28 protein-coding genes are annotated in these 15320 nt (G+C 45.1%); all 28 read right to left on the bottom strand.

The window, feature by feature from the left end:
* Window positions 1-27: 27 nt before the first annotated feature.
* Complete coding sequence (locus tag Ami103574_RS03585; RefSeq protein WP_163065320.1) at window positions 28-828, bottom strand: energy-coupling factor transporter transmembrane component T family protein; 801 nt, start codon at window positions 826-828, stop codon at window positions 28-30.
* Window positions 825-1670 (bottom strand): energy-coupling factor transporter ATPase, encoded by an 846-nt coding sequence (locus Ami103574_RS03580; protein WP_163065319.1) that lies wholly within the window; start codon window positions 1668-1670, stop codon window positions 825-827. The genes Ami103574_RS03585 and Ami103574_RS03580 overlap by 4 nt, the downstream gene beginning before the upstream one ends.
* Window positions 1655-2494, bottom strand: coding sequence for an energy-coupling factor transporter ATPase (locus Ami103574_RS03575; RefSeq protein WP_163065318.1), 840 nt, complete (start codon window positions 2492-2494; stop codon window positions 1655-1657). Before Ami103574_RS03575 ends, Ami103574_RS03580 begins: the two co-directional genes overlap by 16 nt.
* 386 nt (window positions 2495-2880) lie before the next feature.
* On the bottom strand, window positions 2881-3222 hold the full coding sequence (gene rplQ, locus Ami103574_RS03570; protein WP_163065317.1) for a 50S ribosomal protein L17: 342 nt from the start codon (window positions 3220-3222) through the stop codon (window positions 2881-2883).
* A 144-nt stretch (window positions 3223-3366) separates the two neighbouring features.
* Window positions 3367-4314: a DNA-directed RNA polymerase subunit alpha gene (locus Ami103574_RS03565; protein ID WP_163065316.1), complete on the bottom strand. Its 948-nt coding sequence runs from the start codon at window positions 4312-4314 to the stop codon at window positions 3367-3369.
* Window positions 4315-4361: 47 nt separating this feature from the next.
* On the bottom strand, window positions 4362-4982 hold the full coding sequence (gene rpsD / locus Ami103574_RS03560; RefSeq protein WP_163065315.1) for a 30S ribosomal protein S4: 621 nt from the start codon (window positions 4980-4982) through the stop codon (window positions 4362-4364).
* 22 nt (window positions 4983-5004) lie between these two features.
* Window positions 5005-5403 carry a 30S ribosomal protein S11 gene (rpsK, locus tag Ami103574_RS03555; RefSeq protein ID WP_163065314.1) on the bottom strand — a complete coding sequence of 133 codons (399 nt, stop codon included), beginning with the start codon at window positions 5401-5403 and terminating at the stop codon, window positions 5005-5007.
* 14 nt (window positions 5404-5417) lie between these two features.
* Window positions 5418-5789 carry a 30S ribosomal protein S13 gene (gene rpsM, locus Ami103574_RS03550; protein WP_163065313.1) on the bottom strand — a complete coding sequence of 124 codons (372 nt, stop codon included), beginning with the start codon at window positions 5787-5789 and terminating at the stop codon, window positions 5418-5420.
* Between the two features lie 100 nt (window positions 5790-5889).
* Window positions 5890-6003, bottom strand: coding sequence for a 50S ribosomal protein L36 (gene rpmJ / locus Ami103574_RS03545; RefSeq protein WP_128744731.1), 114 nt, complete (start codon window positions 6001-6003; stop codon window positions 5890-5892).
* Between the two features lie 14 nt (window positions 6004-6017).
* Window positions 6018-6236, bottom strand: coding sequence for a translation initiation factor IF-1 (infA, locus tag Ami103574_RS03540; RefSeq protein WP_128744730.1), 219 nt, complete (start codon window positions 6234-6236; stop codon window positions 6018-6020).
* A 23-nt stretch (window positions 6237-6259) separates the two neighbouring features.
* Complete coding sequence (map, locus tag Ami103574_RS03535) at window positions 6260-7006, bottom strand: type I methionyl aminopeptidase (protein WP_163065312.1); 747 nt, start codon at window positions 7004-7006, stop codon at window positions 6260-6262.
* A 3-nt stretch (window positions 7007-7009) separates the two neighbouring features.
* Window positions 7010-7654, bottom strand: a complete 645-nt coding sequence (locus Ami103574_RS03530; RefSeq protein ID WP_163065311.1) for an adenylate kinase — start codon at window positions 7652-7654, stop codon at window positions 7010-7012.
* 26 nt (window positions 7655-7680) lie between these two features.
* Window positions 7681-8955 (bottom strand): preprotein translocase subunit SecY, encoded by a 1275-nt coding sequence (gene secY / locus Ami103574_RS03525; protein WP_163067908.1) that lies wholly within the window; start codon window positions 8953-8955, stop codon window positions 7681-7683.
* A gap of 7 nt (window positions 8956-8962) precedes the next feature.
* Complete coding sequence (rplO, locus tag Ami103574_RS03520) at window positions 8963-9403, bottom strand: 50S ribosomal protein L15 (RefSeq protein WP_163065310.1); 441 nt, start codon at window positions 9401-9403, stop codon at window positions 8963-8965.
* Window positions 9404-9422: 19 nt separating this feature from the next.
* On the bottom strand, window positions 9423-9605 hold the full coding sequence (gene rpmD, locus Ami103574_RS03515; RefSeq protein WP_128744725.1) for a 50S ribosomal protein L30: 183 nt from the start codon (window positions 9603-9605) through the stop codon (window positions 9423-9425).
* 13 nt (window positions 9606-9618) lie between these two features.
* Window positions 9619-10125, bottom strand: coding sequence for a 30S ribosomal protein S5 (gene rpsE / locus Ami103574_RS03510; protein ID WP_163065309.1), 507 nt, complete (start codon window positions 10123-10125; stop codon window positions 9619-9621).
* A 15-nt stretch (window positions 10126-10140) separates the two neighbouring features.
* Window positions 10141-10506 carry a 50S ribosomal protein L18 gene (gene rplR, locus Ami103574_RS03505; RefSeq protein WP_163065308.1) on the bottom strand — a complete coding sequence of 122 codons (366 nt, stop codon included), beginning with the start codon at window positions 10504-10506 and terminating at the stop codon, window positions 10141-10143.
* A gap of 17 nt (window positions 10507-10523) precedes the next feature.
* A complete protein-coding gene (gene rplF, locus Ami103574_RS03500; protein ID WP_163065307.1) occupies window positions 10524-11066 on the bottom strand; it encodes a 50S ribosomal protein L6 in 543 nt (180 codons plus the stop codon).
* Window positions 11067-11078: 12 nt separating this feature from the next.
* Window positions 11079-11477, bottom strand: a complete 399-nt coding sequence (gene rpsH / locus Ami103574_RS03495) for a 30S ribosomal protein S8 (protein ID WP_163065306.1) — start codon at window positions 11475-11477, stop codon at window positions 11079-11081.
* A gap of 61 nt (window positions 11478-11538) precedes the next feature.
* A complete protein-coding gene (locus tag Ami103574_RS03490; protein WP_128744720.1) occupies window positions 11539-11724 on the bottom strand; it encodes a type Z 30S ribosomal protein S14 in 186 nt (61 codons plus the stop codon).
* An 85-nt stretch (window positions 11725-11809) separates the two neighbouring features.
* The gene (gene rplE / locus Ami103574_RS03485) at window positions 11810-12352 is read right to left on the bottom strand and encodes a 50S ribosomal protein L5 (protein ID WP_163065305.1); all 543 of its coding nucleotides are present in this window, start codon (window positions 12350-12352) and stop codon (window positions 11810-11812) included.
* A 17-nt stretch (window positions 12353-12369) separates the two neighbouring features.
* The gene (gene rplX, locus Ami103574_RS03480) at window positions 12370-12675 is read right to left on the bottom strand and encodes a 50S ribosomal protein L24 (RefSeq protein WP_163065304.1); all 306 of its coding nucleotides are present in this window, start codon (window positions 12673-12675) and stop codon (window positions 12370-12372) included.
* A 14-nt stretch (window positions 12676-12689) separates the two neighbouring features.
* Window positions 12690-13058: a 50S ribosomal protein L14 gene (gene rplN, locus Ami103574_RS03475; protein ID WP_163065303.1), complete on the bottom strand. Its 369-nt coding sequence runs from the start codon at window positions 13056-13058 to the stop codon at window positions 12690-12692.
* A 15-nt stretch (window positions 13059-13073) separates the two neighbouring features.
* Window positions 13074-13334: a 30S ribosomal protein S17 gene (rpsQ, locus tag Ami103574_RS03470; RefSeq protein ID WP_163065302.1), complete on the bottom strand. Its 261-nt coding sequence runs from the start codon at window positions 13332-13334 to the stop codon at window positions 13074-13076.
* 18 nt (window positions 13335-13352) lie between these two features.
* Entirely contained in the window at window positions 13353-13556 is a 204-nt protein-coding gene (rpmC, locus tag Ami103574_RS03465; RefSeq protein WP_163065301.1) for a 50S ribosomal protein L29, read from the bottom strand.
* Window positions 13556-13990 (bottom strand): 50S ribosomal protein L16, encoded by a 435-nt coding sequence (gene rplP, locus Ami103574_RS03460; protein ID WP_163065300.1) that lies wholly within the window; start codon window positions 13988-13990, stop codon window positions 13556-13558. Before rplP ends, rpmC begins: the two co-directional genes overlap by 1 nt.
* Before the next feature lie 78 nt (window positions 13991-14068).
* A complete protein-coding gene (gene rpsC, locus Ami103574_RS03455) occupies window positions 14069-14959 on the bottom strand; it encodes a 30S ribosomal protein S3 (RefSeq protein WP_163065299.1) in 891 nt (296 codons plus the stop codon).
* Between the two features lie 17 nt (window positions 14960-14976).
* Window positions 14977-15312, bottom strand: a complete 336-nt coding sequence (gene rplV, locus Ami103574_RS03450; protein WP_163065298.1) for a 50S ribosomal protein L22 — start codon at window positions 15310-15312, stop codon at window positions 14977-14979.
* Between the last annotated feature and the right edge of the window lie 8 nt (window positions 15313-15320).

Genomic DNA, 15320 nt, shown 5'->3' with positions numbered 1-15320 from the left:
AAACCTCTAGATCCTTGAAGTGCCCTATTACAATATACGCGATTGGAAAATAATTAATGCCAGGAATAAAACCAGAGCCAGAAGTGCCGCCCCATCCCGAGCTGCTAGTTTCATCGCATGAAGACGAGTCCGCTGGTCCCCGCCCCTATAGCAACGAGACTCCATAGCCATGGCTAAATCCTGCGCGATGCGAAAGGCACTGATAAACAACGGTACCAGCAAAGGAACCAGGCTTTTAGCTCGTTTCAGCAGGTTACCGCTTTCAAAATCTGCGCCTCTGGCCATCTGAGCTTTCATAATCTTATCTGTCTCTTCCAGCAAAGTGGGAATAAACCGCAGCGCAATGGTCATCATCATGGCCAACTCGTGAGCAGGAACTCCGATTCGCTTGAAAGGACTCAGCATGTATTCAATGCCGTCTGTCAAACTGATAGGCTTCGTGGTCAAGGTCAGCAGAGAGGAACCAAAGATAAGCAGTACCAGTCTCAGACCCATGAAGCAGGCATTGTACAGCCCTTCTTTTGTCAGTCGCAGAAAGCCCAGTTGAAACAAAGTCTCCCCGTCGGTCATAAACATATTGATTAAAAAGGTAAAGGTAATAATCAGAAAGACTGGCTTCAGTCCTTTGGATATAAAGCCAAAGGGCACTCTGGAAATGCCGATGACGGCAGCCAGCGCTAGAGCAGACAGTCCAAAGCCGATAAAATCACTGACTACAAATAATGCCACAATGTAAAGAAAGGTGCCGCTGATTTTTATCCGGGGATCCAGTTTGTGAATGAGGGAATTGCCCGGATAGTATTGTCCTAATGTAATGTCTCTAATCATAACCGCCTCATTAATTCCTCTACTGCTTCTTCCATATTCAGCACTTCCGGGTCAATTGGAAAACCTCGCTCTTGCAGCTGGTATAAAATTTCTGCTGCTGGGGGCACGCTGAGTCCCATGTCCGTCAGCTCTGCTCTTCTGGCAAACACCTCTCGAGGTGTTCCGCTCATAGCCAGCCGCCCTTTGTCCATGACCAGCACCCGGTCTGCCAAATTAGCAATGTCTCTCATGTTGTGAGACACCAGTATCAGAATGCCTCCCTGCTCCCGATAAATCCGCTGAATAACGGCCAGCAACTCCCGATGGGAGCTAGGATCCAGTCCTGCTGTAGGCTCGTCTAAAATGAGCACCTCTGGCTTCATAGCAATGACCCCTGCTATGGCTACCCGCCGTTTCTGCCCGCCGGATAAGTCAAAAGGGGATCTCTCCCCAATTTCTTCATAATCCAGTCCTACCAGACTTATAGCTTCCTTTGCCCGAGCTTCTGCTTCCTCCCTGCTAAGACCCAGATTCAGCGGACCAAAAGCCACGTCCAGTTTGACGGTCTCCTCAAAAAGCTGATATTCCGGATACTGAAAAACCAAACCAATTCGTCGACGAATGTCCTTCATGGAGACTCCCGGGCCCGTGATATCCACATCTCCTACGAGGATCTGCCCCGACTTAGGCTTCAATAATCCATTCAAATGCTGTATCAAAGTAGATTTGCCCGAGCCGGTATGACCGATAATGCCGACAATCTCTCCATCCCCAATTTCAAAGCTCACGTCATCCAAAGCAACAGATTCAAAGGGAAGCCCTTCACTGTACACATGTTTCAAATTTCTTATTTGTATTGACATAAATATTCTACCATTTCCTCCGAACGGATGATGTGACTGGGTACAGGTATACCCCTCTTTCGAAGCCGATCTGCCATATCTACCGCTGTCGGCACATCCAGTCCCAGTTCCCGAATCGTCTCAATTTCTGAAAATATTTCTACAGGTGTTCCATCTAAAATTCGCTGCCCCTTGTCCATGATCAATACCCGATCTGCATTTGCGGCCTCCTCCATAAAATGGGTGATGAGCAAGACGGTGATGCCCTCCTGATGCAGCTTGCGGATAATATCCATCACTTCCCTTCGTCCCTTGGGATCCAGCATGGCGGTGGGTTCATCAAAGATGATGCAATCGGGTCTCATGGCTACCACACCGGCAATGGCAATTCGTTGTTTTTGACCACCCGACAGCAGGTGCGGCGCCTTTTTCCGATGCTGGTACATATTCACCGCTTTTAAGGCTTCATCTACCCGTTGACGGATTTCTTCTGGGGGAACCCCCAGATTCTCTGGACCAAAAGCAACGTCATCCTCCACGATGGAGGACACCAACTGGTTATCCGGGTTTTGGAAGATCATGCCTACGGTTTGGCGGACATCCCACAGGTGGTCATCTGCCTTGGTATCCCACCCCTTAACATATACAGCTCCCCCTGTCGGCAACAGCAAGGCGTTGATATTTTTAGCCAAGGTAGATTTGCCAGAACCATTTTTACCGATGACAGCCAGAAAGCTGCCCTTTTCGATCTCCAGATCCAGGCCTTTTACGGCTTCCACCAGCCGCTGATCGCTTTCTCTCATATAAGAAAAAGTTAAGTTGTCTATTTTAATAATTTTTTCCATCTATCTATTCCATCAGGCCTTGCCTGTTTTATTCTATATTATGCCTGCAAGTCAGTCTGCAAGCCGCGTATCGTCTATTAGCTTTTCACGATTTTCCTTGATTTTTAGTGTAAAAAAAGCCTCTGCGAGGCGTTCTTAGCTCGCATCTGCTCGTATTTAAGCGGTAGCTTTTTTTGAAACGTCGTCATATCGCAAGCGATATTTCCTCTGTTATAAAATCTGTCAACAGTGCTAAAGCACTGGACCACTTTTGTTACGCGATGAAAATTTACCAATCGGCTTCGCCTCTTGGAATTTTCTAGTGTAAAATCTGTCGACAGTGCTGAAGCACTGGACAGATTGTTAAAAAAGAGTGCGCAAGTAACCTGCGCACTCTCAGTTCATTCTTATACAAGCTCTAAGAATACTACTTCTGCGCAGTCTCCCTGTCTTGGTCCTAATTTCAAGATTCTGGTGTAACCACCATTTCTCTCTGCATACTTTGGTGCTATTTCTTCAAACAGCTTTGTTACCACGTTTTCGTCGTATACATATGCAAGCACCTGTCTTCTAGCGTGAAGATCTCCACGCTTAGCAAGTGTAATCAATTTTTCTGCTTCTCTTCTAGCCTCTTTTGCTCTGCAATCGGTCGTAGAAATCCGTCCTTCTCTGAAAAGATCCGTAACGATGTTTCTAAGCATTGCTTTTCTGTGAGCAGTAGGTCTGCCGAGTTTTCTGTATCCTGGCATAACTCTTCTCCTTTCCTGGCTTGTCTTTTTTGCCTACTGTTGATCATGCAACTTGCTTTGATACGCTACACTCAATGAATGTTACAGTACTAACAAGTCACTTTCTCCACACTAGGCAAAAAATCCTTCGCCACCGATCATTGCTTATTCGTCACTAGGTCTTAAACCAAGACCCAATTCTTCAAGTTTGTGTTTTACTTCGTCCAGGGACTTCTTACCCAGGTTTCGCACCTTCATCATATCCTCTTCGGATTTGTGAGTAAGCTCTTCCACTGTGTTGATAGCAGCCCGCTTCAAGCAGTTGAAGGAACGCACAGACAGCTCCAGCTCTTCGATGGTCATCTCCAGAGCCTTTTCTTTCTGGTCTTCTTCCTTCTCCACCATGATTTCCATAGAATCAGTAGCATCCGTCAGCTCGATAAACAGGTTCAAATGCTCCTGCATAATCTTCGCTCCAATGGATACCCCTTCTTCTGGGGTGATGGACCCATCTGTCCAAATCTCCAGGACCAGCTTGTCGTAGTCCGTCACCTGACCCACACGAGTATTCTCAACGGTAAAGTTTACCTTTTTTACCGGCGTGTAGATGGAATCCACAGGAATCACCGCAATCGGGGTACTCTCTGTCTTATTCTGCTCAGCAGGGACGTAGCCTCTGCCCCGAGCCAGGTTAATCTCCATAACCAGCGTGGCGTTTTCTTCCAGTGTGGCTATATGCAAATCGGGATTGAATATCTCCATGTCCATGTCGCCGATAATATCTGCGGCAGTCACTTCCTTGGGTCCGACAGCATTGATGATTACCCGCTTGGTGTTGTCACCACTCAGGCGAACCGCCAACTTCTTCAGATTTAAGATAATCTCTGTAACATCTTCCTTTACTCCTGGAATCGTTGAAAATTCGTGAAGAATTCCATCGATTTTAACGGATGTTACAGCTGCACCAGGCAGGGAGCTTAGAAGAATTCTTCTTAAGCTGTTTCCCAGCGTGGTTCCATATCCTCTTTCAAGGGGTTCTACTACAAATTTACCATAATTCGCATCTTCTTCTGAGAATATACACTCTATTGTTGGTTTTTCGATTTCTATCACTAAAAAACCCTCCCTTTTCTTCCAAAATATACCAAACTAATGAGATATTATTTGGAATATAATTCGACGATAAGATGCTCTGCGACCGGTGTATCGATCTCTTCTCTTCTAGGGATAGATACAACCTTTCCTTCCAGCTTTTCAACGTCTACGCTGATCCATGAAGGCACGCTGATAGACATCTCTTTCACTTCCTTGAATTTAGGGGAACTCTGGCTCTTTTCCTTAACCTTGATTACATCTCCGGCCTTTACTTCTAGGGAAGGAATGTCTACCTTCTTACCATTCAGGGTAAAATGTCCGTGTGTTACCAGCTGTCTTGCTTCCTTTCTGGATGATGCAAAGCCCATTCTGAACACAACGTTGTCCAGTCTAGTCTCCAGCATAATCAGGAAGTTTTCACCAGTGATACCTTTCTTCTTAGCAGCCTTTTCAAACAAGTTTCTGAACTGTGTTTCCAGCAGTCCGTAGAATCTCTTTGCTTTCTGCTTTTCTCTCAACTGAAGCCCGTACTCAGTCACTTTCTTTCTGGACTGCCCGTGCTGTCCAGGAGCGTAATTTCTCTTTTCAATAGCGCATTTTGAGCTATAGCATCTTTCGCCCTTTAAAAACAGCTTCTGGCCTTCTCTTCTGCATAATCTGCAATTAGCACCTGTATATCTTGCCATATTAAATTACTCCTCCCTTCAATTAGACTCTTCTTCTCTTCGGCGGTCTGCAACCATTATGAGGGATTGGTGTAATATCCTTAATCATATTGATTTCGAGACCTGCAGCCTGCAATGCTCGGATAGCAGCTTCACGTCCGGAGCCTGGGCCCTTTACGTATACTTCTACTGTCTTTAAGCCGTGTTCCATAGCAGCCTTTGCTGCCTCTTCTGCTGCCATCTGTGCAGCAAAAGGCGTGGACTTTCTGGAGCCTTTAAAACCCAGAGAACCTGCGCTGGACCATGATAATGCGTTGCCGCTTAAATCTGTAAGAGTAACAAGAGTGTTGTTAAAGGTGGATTGGATATGTGCCTGGCCTTTTTCAATGTTCTTGCGTTCTCTTCTCTTTTTTCTAACTGTCTTCTTTACAGTCTTAGCCATGATTTCCTACCTCCTTACTTCTTCTTCTTTCTTCCTACAGTCTTCTTCGGACCTTTACGAGTTCTGGCATTTGTCTTGGTCTTCTGTCCTCTAACAGGAAGTCCTCTTCTATGTCTGATACCTCTGTAGCAGCCAATTTCCATCAATCTCTTGATGTTCAAGGAAACTTCTCTCCTCAAATCACCTTCTACAAGGTATTCCTGTTCAATGATCTTTCTGATTCTACCAGCCTCGTCCTCAGTTAAATCTTTAACTCTTGTGTCAGGACTGATGCCAGCTTTTTCAAGAATAGCGTTAGAAGACTTTCTTCCAATACCAAAAATGTATGTCAGTCCAATCTCTACTCTTTTTTCTCTAGGTAAATCTACTCCGGCTATACGAGCCATAAATTCCTCCTTCTCCCATCTTCCGTCACGCAAACCCTGCGGCAGCGTAATATAAACGGGGTAATACAATTTAAACTTATTAAACTTAAATAATTATCGATCAACCTTGCTTCTGCTTGTGCTTTGGATTTTCGCAGATAACCATGACCTTGCCGTTTCTTTTGATTATCTTGCACTTTTCGCAGATTGGTTTAACGGATGCTCTAACTTTCATCTTAAACCTCCTATTTATTTATCTCTCCACGTAATCCTGCCCCGGGTCAGGTCATAAGGGGAAAGCTCCACCTTCACCCTATCGCCGGGAAGGATGCGGATGAAATTCATTCTTATTTTTCCTGAAATGTGTGCAAGTACTTCGTATCCATTTTCAAGCTTCACCACAAACATCGCGTTTGGCTGAGCATCTACAACGGTACCCAATACTTCGATGACGTCTTTTTTCGCCATAATATCAATTACACCTTCCTTATTTATAAGGTAAGCAGCTCAGGCTCACCATCTGTAATAACAACAGTATTTTCATAATGCGCTGACAACTTGCCGTCCAACGTAACTACGGTCCAGTTGTCCAGCAGGGTTTCCACCTCATAAGTCCCCTGGTTGATCATGGGCTCAATGGCAAATACCATCCCACTGGCCAGCCTAGGGCCTCGGCCCGGCTTGCCGTAGTTTGGAATCTGCGGCTCTTCGTGCATTTTGCGGCCCACACCGTGGCCCACGAAATCCCGGATAACAGAGAACCCTTCTCCCTCAGCTTTGCTCTGGATTGCATGAGAAATATCCGACAACCGATATCCTACCTTACAGAATTTAAGTCCCTCAAAGAAACTTTCTCTGGTGACCCGAATCAGCTTGGCGGCCTCTTCGCTAATCTGCCCTACGGCATAGGTTCTGGCTGCATCACTAACGTAGCCCTTGTAGGTAGACCCTACGTCTACGCTGACAATGTCCCCTTCCTTCAGTATCCGCTTCTTGGAAGGAATCCCGTGGACTACTTCCTCATTTACAGATACACAGGCCGAAGCCGGATAGTCGTAATAGCCTTTGAAAGAAGGAATCATATGATTTTTCAAAATAGTTTCTTCCACAAAGTTGTTCACATCCATAGTAGACAGACCTGGCTTAATAAAGTTTTCCAATTCCCGGAGAATGTAGCCTGTCACCTTACCGGATTCCCGCATTATGTTAATCTCTTGTTCTGATTTGATGATGATCATTGCTTATTCTCCTAACACATTTACAATAGCAGTAAATACGTTTTCAAGGCCTGCTGCTCCATCGATATGAGCGATGTTTCCTTTTTCGGTGTAATAATCTACCAAAGGCATGGTCTGTGAGTTGTACACTTCAATACGGTTAGCTACTGTAGCCTCCGTATCATCACTTCGCTGATACAACTCACCGCCGCAGACGTCACAAACGCCTTCCTTAGCCGGTGGCATACTTACTACGTGATAGGTAGCACCGCAGGATCGGCAGACTCTCCGTCCAATCAGCCGGGTCATCAACTCCTCTTTCTCTACGGCAATATCCAAAACCTTGTCGACCTTCTTGTTGTGAGCTGCCAGAAATTCATCGAGCTTTTCAGCCTGATGCACTGTTCTCGGAAAGCCGTCCAGTAAAAAACCGTCCTTGCAATCCTCGTCTAGCAGTCTGGTAGTAGCTATTTCTATTACCAGGTCGTCAGGAACGAGCTCGCCCTTGTTCATGTACTCTTGAGCTTTCTTGCCAAGGGCGGTTCCTTCCTTTATATTTTTTCTGAATATATCGCCAGTAGATATATGCGGAATGCTATATCTTTCTATTATTCTGGTCGCCTGTGTGCCTTTTCCAGCACCCGGAGGGCCTAATAAAATTAAATTCATTTAATTCTCCTCCATTTGCATGCGTGCTACTTTAAGAACCCTTGGTAATTACGCATTACCATCTGATTCTCCAGCTGTTTCATGGTATCCAGTCCAACACCTACAGCAATCAACAGCGACGTACCGCCAAATCTGGCGTCGATAGCGGTGAAATTGCTCAACAGCGTCGGCATAGTTGCAATAACAGCCAAGAAAAGTGCACCCACAAAAGTAATTCTTGTCATTACTTTATTTAAATATTCAACCGTCGGTCTGCCCGGCCGAATGCCCGGGATGAAGCCGCCGTTTGCTTTCATATTATTTGCTACTTCCAGTGGGTTAAAAGTAACCGTCGTGTAGAAGTAGGTAAAGAATATGATCAGCAGGACATCGAATACCGTGTAAAACCATACGCCTGGGTCACCCTGCGGAGATAACCACTTCGTTACAAACTCTGAAAAGCCGGAGTTCGGTGCGAAATAAGTAACCGTCAGCGGGAACTGCAGTAGAGAAAGAGAGAAGATAACCGGAATAACACCGGCCTGGTTTACCTTCAGCGGAATGTGCGTAGACTGTCCGCCATACATCTTTCGTCCTACTACTCGTTTTGCGTACTGCACTGGAATTCGCCTCTGACCCTGCTGGATCTCGATGATTCCTACTACAACCACAGCTGCAAAGACAAAGAACAGGATTACAGTAACTACATGTAGTTCACCTGCTATCAGCTTTGCCCAATTTGTGTGGATTGCAGTTGGCACTCTAGCGATGATACCTCCGAAGATAATTAGGGAGATACCGTTTCCAACGCCATTTTCGTTAATCTGCTCACCCAGCCACATAAGGAATGCCGTACCGGCTGACAACGTCAGCACAATTACTGCCACCGAGAAAATGTCGGTGCTAATCAGGGCTTTTCGGAACAGACCTACAGACAGGCCTATGGCCTGAATCAAGGCCAGCACAACCGTTAAATACCGGGTGTACTGAGCTATTTTTTTCTTGCCTTCCGTTCCTTCTTTAGCTAGTCGCTCTAAAGAAGGAATTGCGATGGTTAACAGTTGTAATATGATGGAAGCTGTGATATAAGGGGTGATACTCAGCGCAAATATAGTGAAGTTGCTGAAAGAACCACCAGAGAATAAGTCAAACAAACCAAATAATCCTGTTCCTCCGTCAAACATCTGAGAAAGGACTTCTCTGTTAATGCCAGGAACTGGGATGTTGGAGCCCACTCTGAAAACCACCAGCATCAGAAGAGTGAAAATCATCTTTCTTCTGATTTCTGCAATTTTCCAAGCATGAGCAATTGTTCCAAACATGCTCATCCTAGATCACCTCTGCCTTTCCTCCGGCAGACTCAATTTTTTCAATGGCTGTTTTACTAAATTTGTGAGCCTGAACGGTAACACCCTTTTCCAGAGTGCCCTCTCCCAGAATCTTGATACCAGCTTTCACCTGCTTTACCATGCCGATTTCTTTTAACAGATCAGGCGTGATTACTGTGCCAGCATCAAACCGATTTAAGTCATCTACATTTAAAATAGTGTATTCTGTTCTCCAAATATTAGTAAAACCTCTTTTAGGAATTCTTCTATATAACGGCATCTGACCGCCTTCAAAGCCTAGTCTTACGCCGCCGCCGCTTCTGGAGTTCTGACCGTTCATACCTCTACCACCGGTTTTACCCTGACCTGTAGCTGTACCACGACCTCTTCTCTTTCGGTTCTTCGTTGAACCCTCGGCTGCTCTTAATTCATGCAGTTTCATTTATCCCGCACCTCCAATCCTACAGTTCTTCTACGGTCACAAGATGCTCTACCTTTTTAATGGCACCGCGAGCCTGCGGGCAGTCCGGCATTTCATTAGAACTGTGCATCTTCTTTAACCCTAAAGCTTCAACAATTTTTTTATGCTGAGGAAGTGCTCCAATCGTGCTTTTCGTTAAAGTTACTTTAATCATCTTAGCCATTTGTATCTTCCTCCTATCCCAAAATTTCTTCCTTAGTCTTTCCTCTTAATCTGCTGATTTGTTCAACAGTCTTTAAGCCTCTAAGACCTTCTATAGTAGCATAAGCCATGTTCACCGTATTGCTAGAACCGATGGACTTGGCACGAACATCTTTAACTCCCGCAGCTTCCAGTACCATACGTACAGATGAACCTGCGATAACGCCGGTACCTGGAGCAGCCGGCATAATCAGCACATTACCTGCGCCGAAAACGCCAAGCGTTCTGTGGGGAATCGTAGTTCCTACCGTTGGAACATATATTAAATTCTTCTTTGCATCTTCAGTAGCCTTGCGGACAGCTTCAGGGATTTCCTGAGCTTTTCCAAGACCAACGCCAACATAACCTTCACTGTTGCCAACTACTACGGACACAGAAAACCGCATGTTTCTACCGCCCTTAACAGTCTTAGCAACACGTCTGATGTTGATGATGTTTTCTTTTAAGTCCAGCTTGGATGCATCAATCATATTTTGTCGCATTCCTATTTCCTCCTGTTAGAATTTCAATCCTGCTTCACGTGCAGCTTCTGCTAATTCCTGTACTCTTCCGTGATATAAATATCCGCCTCTGTCGAAGCATACGATTTCAATACCCTTAGCCTTAGCCTTTTCAGCGATGGCTGTTCCAACCAGCTTAGCTGCTTCCTTGTTGCCGCCGTAAGCGCACTTTGCCTTCAGTTCCTTGTCAGCAGTGGATGCTGCTGCCAGGGTCACGCCGTTCACATCGTCGATAACCTGTACAGAAATATTTTTAAGGCTTCTGTAAACGCAAAGTCTTGGCCTTTCAGGAGTTCCGTTCAGCGCTTTTCTTACTCTGGCATGTCTAGCCAGTCGTCTATCATTCTTACTTTCTTTTGCCATTTGATCTCACTCCTTCCTTATTTCTTACCAGTCTTTCCTTCTTTACGACGGATGACTTCGCCTTCATAGCGAATACCCTTAGCCTTGTATGGTTCAGGCTTTCTCCACTTTCTGATGTTAGCGGTGTAGTTTCCTACTACAGCCTTGTCAATGCCCTTAATGATTAATTCCGTAGGAGATGTCACCTCTGTAGTGATACCTTCCGGATCTTCCATTTCTACTGGGTGGGAATAGCCAAGGTTCATCACAAGAGTCTTGCCCTTCTTCTCTGCCTTGTAACCAACACCAACCAGCTGTAATTTCTTTTCATAACCCGCAGTAACTCCAGTTACCATATTGTTAATCAAAGCTCTAGCCAGACCATGCTGTTCTCTGGCGCTCTTATTATCGTTATCTCTGGTTACAACTAAAGTGCCGTCTTCAACTGCTACCTTAATCAGCTTGCTGATTGCTTCGGAAAGCTCGCCCTTCGGACCTTTTACTGTAACCACATTATTGCCGTCAACCTTCACTTCTACGCCTGCAGGAAGGGCAACAGGCATTTTACCTATTCTTGACATGTTCTATTCCTCCTACCAAACGTAACAAATTACTTCGCCGCCGACTCCTAATTTTCTGGCTTCTTTGTCGCTGATCACTCCGTTGGATGTGGAAATGATGGCGATGCCCAGGCCTCCCAGCACTTTTGGTACTTCGTTAGCCTTTGCATAAACCTTTAAACCCGGCTTTGAAATCTTCTTGATTCCACTAATAACTCTCTCTTTGTCAGCACCGTACTTCATCTGAACGCGGATGGTGCCCTGCTTGTCGTCTTCAATAACGTTGTAGCCCTTGATATATCCTTCTTCAGTTAAGATGCCTGCGATGGACTTTTTCATCTTTGACGCAGGAATATCAACTGTTGCGTGTCCTACAGTATTGGCATTTCTGATTCTTGTTAGCATATCTGCTATTGGATCTGTCATTGTCATTCTGAATGTTCTCCTTTCCTTGCGAGGTTCCCCTGGGGGCCTCCGCAATCAATTTTAAAAATTACCAGCTTGCCTTTTTAACGCCTGGGATTTCTCCCTTATAAGCAAGTTCTCTGAAACAGATTCGGCAGATTCCATACTTTCTTAATACAGAATGTGGTCTTCCGCAAATCTTGCATCTTGTATATGCACGAGTAGAAAACTTCGGTTTTCTAGCCTGTTTTACTTTGAGAGATGTCTTTGCCATCTTAACCTCCTACTATGATCTCTGGGCGAAGTCCAGGAAGCTTTTAAAAGCTTCTCCTCGGCAACGCCGTCCAAACTTCGGTTCCCTATTTCTCAAACGCCAATCCCATAAGTTGCAGCAGGGAAGCTGCTTCTTCGTCGGTCTTAGCTGTTGTCGTAAATACGATATTCATACCCTTGATCTTATCAATCTTGTCGTACTCCATCTCTGGGAAGATCAACTGCTCCTTGATACCCATGGAGTAGTTTCCTCTGCCGTCAAAGGAGTTCTTGCTTACACCCTTAAAGTCTCTTACTCTAGGAAGAGCGACATTAAAGAGCTTGTCAGCAAACTCATACATGTTATCTCCTCTCAGAGTAACCTTTGCGCCAACAGGCATGCCCTGTCTAACCTTGAAGTTTGCGATGGACTTCTTTGCCTTGGTGATAACCGGTCTCTGTCCGCTGATGAGGGCTAATTCCTCTACGGCAGTCTCCAGAATCTTAGCGTTTTCCTTCGCTTCTCCCAGACCCATATTGATGGTAATCTTTTCGAGAACAGGAACTTCCATTACATTCTTATATCCATGCTTTTCGATCATGGCCTTAAATACTTCGTTCTTGTATGTTTCTTTCAGTCTAGCTGTCAAAATCGTCTCCTCCTTTCTTAATCTATTACTGCTCCGGTCTTCTTGGATACGCGAACCTTCTTACCGTTCTCGATCTTATATCCAACTCTCGTAGGAGCCTTTGCTTTGCTGTCGTAGAACATCACGTTAGATGCGTGAACTGGTCCTTCTACATGCTTGATTTCAGATTTAGCCGTTCTGGTCTGCTTCTGATGCTTGGTCTGCATGTTGATTCCCTCTACGATGACTCTGTTCTCCTTCGGCATAGCCTTGAGAACTTTGCCCTTCTTGCCTTTATCTTTACCAGTGATTACTAACACTGTATCGCCTTTTTTAATATGCATCCTTAGAACACCTCCTATAGTACTTCTGGTGCCAATGACACGATCTTCATAAAGCTCTTATCTCTCAGCTCTCTGGCTACTGGTCCGAAGATACGAGTTCCAACTGGGTTCTTATCTTCCTTAATGATCACAGCTGCATTCTGATCGAACTTTACATAGCTACCGTCACTTCTTCTGGCGCCAGTCTTCGTTCTAACTATTACAGCCTTAACAACGTCGCCTTTTTTAACAACGCCGCCGGGTGTTGCTTCCTTAACAGCGCAAACGATTACATCTCCAATATTCGCAGACTTGCGGCTAGTACCGCCAAGAATACGGATACATAACAGTTCCTTCGCACCTGAATTGTCAGCAACCTTCAATCTAGTTTCTGTCTGAATCATAATCTGGTGCCTCCTTTATTTAACCTTTTCAATAATGTTCACAAGTCTCCATCTCTTGTCTCTGGACAGAGGTCTTGTTTCCATAATTCTTACTTTATCTCCGATATTGCACTCGTTGCTTTCATCGTGAGCCTTGACTTTCTTCGTTCTCTTTACGGCTTTTCCATAAAGGGAATGTCTTACGAAGTCTTCCATCGCAACAGTGATAGTCTTATCCATCTTGTCGCTAACCACGATACCGACCTTAGTCTTTCTTCTGTTTCTCTCAACTGTCATATTACATCCTCCTTTCTATTAGCCCTGAACCTTTGTAAGTTCTTTTTCTCTGATAATAGTTTTAACTCGTGCGATCTGCTTCTTTGTATCTCTCAGCTTGATCGGGTTTTCTAACTGGCCAGTAACGTGCTGGAATCTCAAGTTGAACAGTTCGTTCTTCATCTTCTTCAACTCAGCAGTCAGCTCAGTATCTGTCATCTCTCTCATCTTCTTTAATTCCATTATGCTTCACCACCCTCTGTGTTTTCTTGGCTCTTGATGGCAAACTTGCACTTTACCGGTAGCTTGTGCATAGCAAGTCGCATAGCTTCTCTGGCCTTTTCTTCGGAGACCCCTGCGATCTCGAACATTACCCGGCCTGGCTTAACAACAGCTACCCAATACTCCGGAGCACCTTTACCAGAACCCATTCGTACTTCAGCAGGCTTCTTTGTAACCGGCTTGTGTGGGAAAATATCGATATATACTTTACCACCTCTCTTGATCGATCTGGTCATAGCTATTCTGGCAGCCTCGATCTGGTTTGAGGTGATCCAACCACATTCTTCTGAAACAAGACCGTATTCACCGTAAGCAATTTTGTTGCCCTTAGTTGCAACGCCCTTCATTCTTCCTCTATGGACTCTTCTGCGTTTAACGCGCTTTGGCATTAACATCGCTGTCTTCCTCCCTTCTCATGCGCCGCAAGCACGGTGTCAGCCTAAGGCTTTCGCCGCACCCGGCTCTTCTATCTATTATTCTGTCACTTCTACGTTTTCTACTGCAGGAGCTTCAGCAGCTTCCGCTACAGGAGCAGCTGTTACTTTCGGAGTCTTACGAACTCTTGGGTTTACAGCCTTTGGCAGTTCCGGCTTAGCGTCCCGATCTCTTCTCGGTCTTCTGTCACCGTCTCTTCTGTCGTTTCGGTCATTTCTCGGTCTTCTGTCACCGTCTCTTCTGTCGTTTCGGTCTCTTCTGCCTTCTTTTTCAGCCGGAATAGCACTCTTCAAGCCCTTTTCCAGGATCTCGCCATGGTTAATCCAAACCTTGACACCAATCTTGCCGTAAGTGGTATCCGCCTCAGCAAAGCCGTAGTTGATATCAGCTCTCAAAGTGTGCAGAGGAACATTTCCTTCGCTGTACTTTTCGTTTCTAGCGATTTCAGCTCCACCCAGTCTTCCAGAGCAAAGAACTTTGATACCCTTAGCACCAGACTTCATGGTCCGTCCGATAGCCTGCTTCATCGCTCTTCTGAAAGAGATACGTCTTTCTAATGCCTGAGCAATGCTCTCTGCTGTCAGCTGCGCATCCATCTCTACCTTGCGGATTTCCACAATGCTGATTTCTACTTCCTTGCCAGTCAGCTTTACCAAGTCCTTCTTCAGGGCTTCGATGCCGTCTCCAGCTCTTCCGATAACCATACCTGGTTTACCCGTCAGCACGATTACCTTAATCTTGTTTGCAGCTGCTCTTTCGATCAGTACCCTAGAAACGCCTGCAACATATAATTTTTTCTTTGTAAATTCCCGAACCTTCTGGTCTTCTACAAGAAAATCTGAAAAGTTATTCTTTCCTGCATACCACTTAGAATCCCAGTCTTTTATAATGCCCACTCTTAAACCATGTGGACTTACTTTCTGACCCATTCAACGAACCTCCTATCTTAGTTTCTTTCCTTAAGAGTGACACCAATGTGACTGCTTCTCTTAAGGATTACTGATGCTCTACCTTGTGCTCCCGCTCTCCATCTCTTCATAGTTGGTCCCTGGTGAGCATAAACCTCAGCAACATATAGGTTATCCGGATTCATATCGAAGTTGTTTTCAGCGTTTGCAGCAGCAGACTTAACAACCTTTTCAATTACTTCAGAACCCTTACCAGGCGTGAACTTTAAAATGGTAAGTGCCTCGTTTAAGTCTTTTCCTCTTACTAAATCAGTAACAGGCTTCAGCTTGATAGGAGACATTCTTACGTATTTTGCAATTGCTTTTGCTTCCATCTTCTTAT

It is taken from the genome of Aminipila butyrica (genome assembly GCF_010669305.1).
GTDB lineage: Bacteria > Bacillota > Clostridia > Peptostreptococcales > Anaerovoracaceae > Aminipila > Aminipila butyrica.
Note: the sequence above shows the minus strand (reverse complement) of the source record. Positions and strands in the feature narration are given on the sequence as shown.